Raw genomic sequence first — 7,843 nt, forward strand, 5'->3', positions numbered from 1 at the left:
GATGATTGCACTTGAAACGAAAGATGTAACGAAAAAGTATAAAAAGAAAGTAGCTGTAAATGAAGTAACCATTTCATTGGAAGAGCATAAAATATATGGTTTGCTCGGAAGGAACGGAGCAGGGAAAACGACACTATTAAATTTACTCGCAGGCCAAATTACTTCAAGTAGTGGAAGTGTATCAATATTTGGTGAAGAAGTTTTTGAAAATAGTAAAGCGATGCAAAATATTTGTTTCGTTAGAGTAAAAGAAGAGTCTCTTTTAAGTTATAGAGTAAAAGAAATTTTTAAGGTATGTAACATGTTTTATAAAAATTGGAATCAGAAGTTTGCTGAAGAATTGGCGGATAAATTTCAACTTAATATGACAGAGAAATACCATAAACTATCTCATGGCATGCAAACAATTGTAGGAATTATTAAAGGGTTAGCAAGCAGAGCGGCAATTACTATTTTTGATGAACCAACTACAGGTTTAGATGCAGCACATCGTGAGTTGTTTTATAGTGTACTACTAGAAGATTACGGAGAGTATCCCCGAACAATTATATTATCAACACATTTAGTAGAAGAAGTAACCCATATTATTGAAGACGTAATCATTATGAAAGAAGGTGCACTTGTTGTTCAATCGACAGTAGAAGATTTATTGCAACAAGGTCATATTATTTCAGGACAAAAAGATAAAGTAGATGCGTTTTCAAACAATAAAAGAGTTATAAATCGAGAAGTTTATGGAAATAAAGGCATTGTTGTTATATGGGAAGAGATTTCAAATGATGATTATGACTCTCTTGAAAAAGAAGGTTTAGTAGTTGATAGAATTACATTACAAAAACTATTTATTCATATAACTGGTGGTGAAGTGAAATGACGATGTTAATGAAGCAGTTGAAGTTACATATAAAGTATCATTATAAAGCAATCTTAATATTTTGGATTACAGTATTACTAATAAAAGGAATCACAAGTGTAATGGATTTAAAAGAAATAAGAGAAGGATTTTTACAACATATATTAAATAATCCCTCGATTGTAATCACATTGTTTATAGTAGTAAGTACTTTTATTATACAGGATGATATATTTCGTTTAGCAGTTTCATTTGGAGTGACGAGATTACAATTTTTCATTGGATCAGTGTGCTATATCATATTACAAGCTGCGGTTTTCTCATTCCTTCAAGTGATTTTTTTACAAAATAGATTGTATAGTACAGTAAATACTAGTTTAGGAGAACACTCAGTTAAACAGTTTATTGTACAACTATTATTGTATGTTACAATAGCAACTTTCTTTCAAGTAGCAGTAGTAATTAAGAAACGTTTTAAGTGGATTGGTCTTATGATAGGTGGAACATTCTTTATATCATTGAATAGTGTGCTTTATGCAGAAGTAGGAATGCAGGATTTAAATTCTACATCTAATCTATCTTTAATAGATATCCCATATTTTACTGTTATTTCAATTGTATTAATTATCGTCTATATCATGACTAGTGGTATATTTATTCAAAAAGTATCATTTGAGCAAACGATTTAAAGTGTAATTAAGTATATATTTTGGGGGAGTAGGAAAAACAAATGGGAGATACATCTTCACTAATAACCGTCTTTTTATGTATTGCACTACTAATATTTTGGCGTCGTTATCGTTCTATGTATAAGCCAATAAAAGGAACAGGAAAACGTATTTTATGGCCATTACTATTTTTAACACCAGGTATTGTGTGGGTTTTTGGTCCCGTACATCCAGCTATATTACCATTAGTTATAGCAGCATTTATTGGAATTCTTTTCTCTGTACCACTTATAGCATTAACAAATTATGAGCGAAGAGATGATGGGAATATTTATACGAAAAAAAGTACAGCCTTTTTAATTACTTTTATTGCGCTTGTTGTTTTAAGATATGGTTCGAGACAATTTATCGTTAATTTAGATCAACAAACGATTGGTTTATTATTTTACGTTGTTGCTGTCTCGTATATTATTCCTTGGAGAATCGCTTGTTATATAAAGTTTAGAAAAATTTGGCGGGAAAATAATAATCATGCTTTATAAGAAAAAACTTCTCTTTTGAGAAGTTTTTCTTTTTATATGTAATTGAAATCATTTGTTGAAGTACATGTTACCATACAGTAAAATAAATATAAAAAAATGGGGGGAGTGGGGATATAAAAGTGCGTACAATTTTACTTTTTCTAAATAACATGCCCATTAGCAAAATTGAGGATGTTAGGAAAAAACACGATCCTTTATTCGGATTAATTCCACCGCATATTACAATTGTATTCCCGTTTGAAAGTTCGATTTCAAATGATGAGCTGAAATTACATATTTTGAATGTGACAAAAGGGATACAGGAGATAGAAATTGAACTTGCGAATCAGATTACGAGTGAGGGAGAATATTTGTTTTTACGAGTTGAAAAGGGGAAAGAACAAATAGAAGAACTACATGATATCCTATATACAGGACCTTTATTACAATTTTTAAAAGAAGACATTCCGTACATCCCGCATATAACAGTCGGAAGAAAAGAAAGTGCTGAGTTAGCTACTTCAGCAGCTAAGGAGATTCCTAGTTTTCATGAGAAGTTAAGTTGTGTAATTGATAGAATTAGTGTGGAGCGAATGGGAGAGAACGGGGAATCGATTATTGAATTTGAAGTAACATTGCCTAAAAGCTGACAAAAGTCAGCTTTTTATTTCGCAGCATGAAGTAAAGCACCAATCGCACCACTATAACCATCATCTTGTATAAAAATTGGTGTCTTATTTTGATATTTTGTATAACTACTAATAATACTTTGAAGATGTACGTTATTACATAGGGTTGAACCGATATAAATAATATGATTAATATCTTTTGTTTCGGCGAATTGGAGACTTAATGCGGTAACAACTTCACCTACAAGTCCTTGCACAGTAGCTAGTATGTCTGAACTACTATAATTTGAGTTTGTAATGGCTGCTTTTCCAAAATTGCTAGCGGTTAAGCTATTATCAATAGGAGAGAGAATACCACCATAAATATCTCCAACCGTAATATCTAGTTCTTTTCTAGAGCCTATTTTTGTTAGAGGGATTACATCTTCAAAATGATCTATATTTGTTAGTAGTTTTGAAAGTCCCATAATGGTACCACCACCAATTCCAGTTCCACCGGCACGCACATATTGCTTGTCATGAACGTAGTGAATAGATGTACCTGTACCGATATTTGTTAATACAAAATTATTGATAGTTTGCTTTTCTTTATTTAGAATATAGCGCACACCTGCTATAGTAGCATCGAATTCATTTAATGTTACTGTCTCATATGAATCCGAAAGTAGATTCTGTAATTGTTCTGTTTTACCACCTGTAATAAGTAATTTTGTAATAAATTTGTTTTTGTGAAGCCATTCTTTAATTTTTTGTTGGTCATATGAATAAAATTTTTCAAAAGAAATTTTATTCTCTCCGTTATAAAAGGCGATTTTTGTTAATGTTCCGCCAGCATCAATACCGATCGCACGTTCCATTTTTCTACTCCTAACTATGTGTTGTTTACTCAGCTTGATAAATTAATAGTTTTTCCACCGTCACAATTACCTGATCGTTTACTGTTGCAATACCTTTACCAAGAATAAAACCTCGACGATTGCGAGTTAGCTCATAATGTAAATCAAGTTTATCACCAGGGTATGCTTTCTCATGGAACTCAACTCCATCTAATGAGGAGAGAAAACCTAAACCTTCAGAGTTGCTTGTATTTACAAAGGAACTAAGCTGAGCAAGTGCTTCTACAATTAACATATGAGGCATATGGCTTTGATTTTCATTAATAAACCACTCATTATTTGTGATGAGTTTGTAGCCTGTAGCTGATTGTGATTCTTTAATACTTGTTACTTTATCAATCATTAAAAATGGATAACGATGGGGAAGTGTGTCTTTAATATGCATATGAAAGTACCTCCAATTCATAATACCCCTGCTAAATTTAAGCAGGGGAGCGGGAACTAGTTTTTAACTAATTCATCTACTTTTTCAAGAGAGAAAATGCCGCTATTTCTAATGTTTTCAACGACTTGTTGTAGTACTGCTTTATCTTGAACAAGTGCAATACGTACAAATCCTTCTCCGTGAGGACCAAATGCCTGACCTGGTGTAACAACGACATTCGCACGATCCATTAATGCATAAGCGAAGTCTAGAGAAGTCCAGCCTTTCGGAATTTCAGCCCAGACGAACATACTACCAGCTGGCTTATCGACATTCCAACCAAATGTTCGGAACCCATCGACTAAAGTATCTCTCCGTTCTTGATAAATAACGCGGTTTTTCTCACAAAATGCCGCGCCATTTCTTAGTGCAGTAGATGCTGCTTGTTGAATTGGTAAAAATACGCCGTAGTCTGTATTTGATTTAAACTGTGTAAGTGCACGAACAATTTCTTCGTTTCCAATCATATATCCAATACGGCTACCTGCTAAACTATAACTTTTTGATAAAGAATTGATTTCTACACCAACTTCTTTTGCACCAGATACAGAGAGGAAGCTAATTGGCTTATTACCATCGAAATAAAATTCAGCATAAGCAAAATCATGGACAACGATAATGTTATGTTTTTTCGCGAATGCGATTATCTCTTTAAAGAACTCTTCATGAGCCATTGCTGGAACTGGATTTCCTGGGAAGTTCAAAATCATCATTTTCGCTTTATCAGCAATTTCTTTAGGGATAACTTCTAAGTCTGGTAAGAAATCATTCTCTTTCTTTAATGGCATGTAGTAAGATGTTGCGCCAGCCATTTGAATACCTGTTTCATAAGCTGTATATCCTGGGTCAGGCACTAATATAATATCTCCTGGATTTGCGTAAACCATTGGCAAATGAACGAGTCCGTCCTGTGAACCCATTAATAATAAAACTTCTTTATCCGCATTTAATATAACGTTATGATTATTATTGTAATATTCAGTTACAGCTTCGTGAAATTCTTGAATACCACTTAATGTGTATCCGTAGCTTTCTTTTTGACTCGCTGTATGTACCATTGCTTCTCTAACGAAGTCAGCGGGCGGCATATCAGGATTCCCGATACTTAAGTCAATCATTTTGTGACCTGCTAAAATTTTTTCTTTTTTATAGGCCCCTAATTCACTAAATATAGAAGATTGGAATGCTTTCATTCTAGTTGCTAACGTGTAAGTCATCAAAACCCCTCCTAAAAACAGTGCTTTCATTCTACGTTTTTAATTATTCTGAAAACACGTGTTTATATTTTATCATTTTTTTATGAAAATTAAAATGATTGACAAATTTAGAGGGAGGATAATGAGTAGAAACGTAAAAATAACGTAGAAAATATTTTCTACGTTATAAATGAAGACTAATTGTTTATCTTTTTATATGTACACAATTTTTCCACTGCATAAAAGTATACATTTAATGTACCATCGGCAACTTTTAAAGTTTGATCCGATGTAAATGAGTTACCATAATCAATGTGATACACATTAGAATTTTTGACAAATGAACCTTTGTATAAATCTTCTTTTTTCTTTGTTGTTTGCATTTCCACTAAGTTTTGAATAATTTTTTCTTTCTTTTCTTCTTTTACAACTGTTTCAAATTTATAAAATGTAGGACAAAGCCCATTTTTATTGTCAACGACTTCCCAAGAACCGTATATATCATTATTGCTACATCCGCTAAGTAGGACGACTAGTATAGGAATTGTAAGTAGAAACTTTTTCATTTTGTGCTCCTTTCTTTTAATTTTTAATAAACGTGCGAATACGATAAGGATTATTATAATAAATAAAGTTTAAATTTTTTTAAAGAATTATTTAATTTCATATAAAAATTGGGAAAAGGATAACAAAAACTAAAAGGCATGAATCTAGCATTCATACCTAGCAGTATATTTTTTACTATACCTTTTTGAGGATAAATGAAGAGGAAAGAAGAATGACTATTCCATTTAAAATATATACACTTGCAATAATAAAGGCTAAAGAACCTGTACCAAATCCAACTTTATCGAATATAGAAGCGAAGGCTGTGGTAGTCAAAAAGACAAAGGGAGTTAATAATAAGAAAACGAAACCCGCCACAATTCTTCTTTTAAAGCTATGTTGAGAAAGGGAAATAGCTAAAAAGTTTATGATGATAAACATAGCAATTACAAAAAGAAGAACAATAAATAGCTGCATACCATCAGACATCTTTCAAACTCCTTTATACTTTATTTATATACTGTATTCGAAAGCGAGAGGGAGTACTCCTTTAAATGTTTTCGATTAATGTAATATATAGTTTTTTTATAAAACAAAGAGGCATGGCCCAGTATAAAACTGAAGCCATGCCCAATCATGTTTAAGTTATAAATTCGCAGATTGCGAAGGCTGTTTTTCATAATGTTTCTGCTTAGAAAGGGAAATAGAGATAATCAATAATGAAACGACACCGAAGATGAGAACCATATATTGTAACCCAATTGTATCTAAGAAGAAGCCTGTGCCAAGTAAGACGATTTGGAACATAACCCTCTCAAACATATTACGGAATGAGAAGAGGCGACCGTGATAACTTTTTTCCACTTTCGTCTGAAAAATTGTCGACATAATAGGGAAGAAGCAGCCGACACTAAACCCAAACAAACCAAATGATGTAAGAGCCATCCATTTTATATCACTAAAGAATAATGAAAGGTGTGCAAAAGCAGTACACACTGCGAAGAAATATAGTAATTTTTCAGGTTTGAAATGATCAGATAGACGTTTAATCACGAAGGCACCTAGCATAAATGCGACACCTTCAATTGTATATATGAACCCTTTAATTGTAGGATCATGTTGCATTTCGCTAATGTTAATAACCATTAAATTAAACCCAGCTATAAATAATAGAGGGATGATACTTAATATAAGTGCTGTAAAAGCGATAGGAATTCCTTTTAAAATACGAAATACTTCCATAAAGCTATTATCTTTTGCAGCTTGTTTACTTGGTGTTGTTGATTTCTTGTCTTCGAATTTTAGGAAGAAAGTCGAGAGGAATAATAAGGCGTATGCTGCCATTGAAAAGGCATACATGTACTGTAAACTCATCACAACTAAAAGAATTCCACCTAGTGAAGTACCAGCAATACGAGCGATTGTACCAACATTCATATGTACACCGTTCATCTGTAATAACTCATGCTCACGTACGATGAGTGGAATTACAGATTGTAATGCAGGGAAATAAAATGCTGCTGAAATTTGCAGTGCAACCATAAATGCAATCATAAATGTGATACTTTCAAATTGAATAGCGAAAAACATGAAAATAACACTTAAAACTCGACCAAACCCAGCGTAAAGAAGAACTTTTTTCTTTTCATACTGATCGATGACACGACCAGCCATAGGTCCAACTAGAACACCGGCTAATAGCCCGATAAATAATATAACTGATTTCATAAAATCAGAAGGGACATATTTTTGCATAAATTCAAGATTGCCAAGAATACCAAGCCATAATCCTAGACCTGCAATAAACTCCCCAATTAAAACGATCCAAACGTTTTTATTACGCCACATAATGTAAAACCTCTCCGTCTTTTAAAGTGAAAAACTCGTATATAAAACCTCCTTATTTAGGTAGTATTTTTTTACGAACTTTTTTTGAGTCAGAGTCTATATTACGTGTTTCATAAGTGGATTTCAATCTTTTTGATTTGTCAAAAATTTGAGTTGTTAATTGGTGAAATAAGCAAATCAATATGTAAAAAACGAACTGAAAGTAGGGATAAATATAGTGAAAATAAAAAAGCAAGAACGTATTAAAATGTACCCTATAGAA

At 32.5% G+C, this 7,843-nt stretch carries 10 protein-coding genes; 4 read left to right on the forward strand and 6 right to left on the reverse strand.

Annotation, left to right across the window (positions count from 1 at the left end):
• Position 1 precedes the first annotated feature (1 nt).
• The 4 genes from COK05_RS03840 to COK05_RS03855 all read left to right on the forward strand — a co-directional run bounded on the left by COK05_RS03840 (position 2) and on the right by COK05_RS03855 (position 2,692).
• On the forward strand, positions 2–874 hold the full coding sequence (locus tag COK05_RS03840) for an ATP-binding cassette domain-containing protein (protein WP_098611529.1): 873 nt from the start codon (positions 2–4) through the stop codon (positions 872–874).
• On the forward strand, positions 871–1,542 hold the full coding sequence (locus COK05_RS03845; RefSeq protein ID WP_098611530.1) for a DUF4052 family protein: 672 nt from the start codon (positions 871–873) through the stop codon (positions 1,540–1,542). Before COK05_RS03840 ends, COK05_RS03845 begins: the two co-directional genes overlap by 4 nt.
• Before the next feature lie 41 nt (positions 1,543–1,583).
• A complete protein-coding gene (locus tag COK05_RS03850; RefSeq protein WP_098611531.1) occupies positions 1,584–2,063 on the forward strand; it encodes a CcdC family protein in 480 nt (159 codons plus the stop codon).
• 119 nt (positions 2,064–2,182) lie between these two features.
• Complete coding sequence (locus COK05_RS03855) at positions 2,183–2,692, forward strand: 2'-5' RNA ligase family protein (protein WP_098611532.1); 510 nt, start codon at positions 2,183–2,185, stop codon at positions 2,690–2,692.
• Between the two features lie 14 nt (positions 2,693–2,706).
• Here COK05_RS03855 and coaW read toward each other — a convergent pair whose 3' ends face one another.
• The 6 genes from coaW to COK05_RS03885 all read right to left on the reverse strand — a co-directional run bounded on the left by coaW (position 2,707) and on the right by COK05_RS03885 (position 7,581).
• Complete coding sequence (gene coaW / locus COK05_RS03860; RefSeq protein WP_098611533.1) at positions 2,707–3,528, reverse strand: type II pantothenate kinase; 822 nt, start codon at positions 3,526–3,528, stop codon at positions 2,707–2,709.
• A 25-nt stretch (positions 3,529–3,553) separates the two neighbouring features.
• A complete protein-coding gene (locus tag COK05_RS03865) occupies positions 3,554–3,952 on the reverse strand; it encodes a 3-hydroxyacyl-ACP dehydratase FabZ family protein (protein ID WP_098611534.1) in 399 nt (132 codons plus the stop codon).
• 56 nt (positions 3,953–4,008) lie between these two features.
• Entirely contained in the window at positions 4,009–5,208 is a 1,200-nt protein-coding gene (locus tag COK05_RS03870) for an LL-diaminopimelate aminotransferase (protein ID WP_141538885.1), read from the reverse strand.
• Between the two features lie 176 nt (positions 5,209–5,384).
• Complete coding sequence (locus COK05_RS03875; RefSeq protein WP_098611536.1) at positions 5,385–5,753, reverse strand: hypothetical protein; 369 nt, start codon at positions 5,751–5,753, stop codon at positions 5,385–5,387.
• A gap of 175 nt (positions 5,754–5,928) precedes the next feature.
• Positions 5,929–6,222 (reverse strand): hypothetical protein, encoded by a 294-nt coding sequence (locus COK05_RS03880; protein WP_098611537.1) that lies wholly within the window; start codon positions 6,220–6,222, stop codon positions 5,929–5,931.
• A gap of 156 nt (positions 6,223–6,378) precedes the next feature.
• Positions 6,379–7,581, reverse strand: a complete 1,203-nt coding sequence (locus tag COK05_RS03885) for an MFS transporter (RefSeq protein ID WP_098611538.1) — start codon at positions 7,579–7,581, stop codon at positions 6,379–6,381.
• Positions 7,582–7,843: the final 262 nt, after the last annotated feature.

Source organism: Bacillus cereus, from assembly GCF_002567495.1.
GTDB lineage: Bacteria > Bacillota > Bacilli > Bacillales > Bacillaceae_G > Bacillus_A > Bacillus_A cereus_AQ.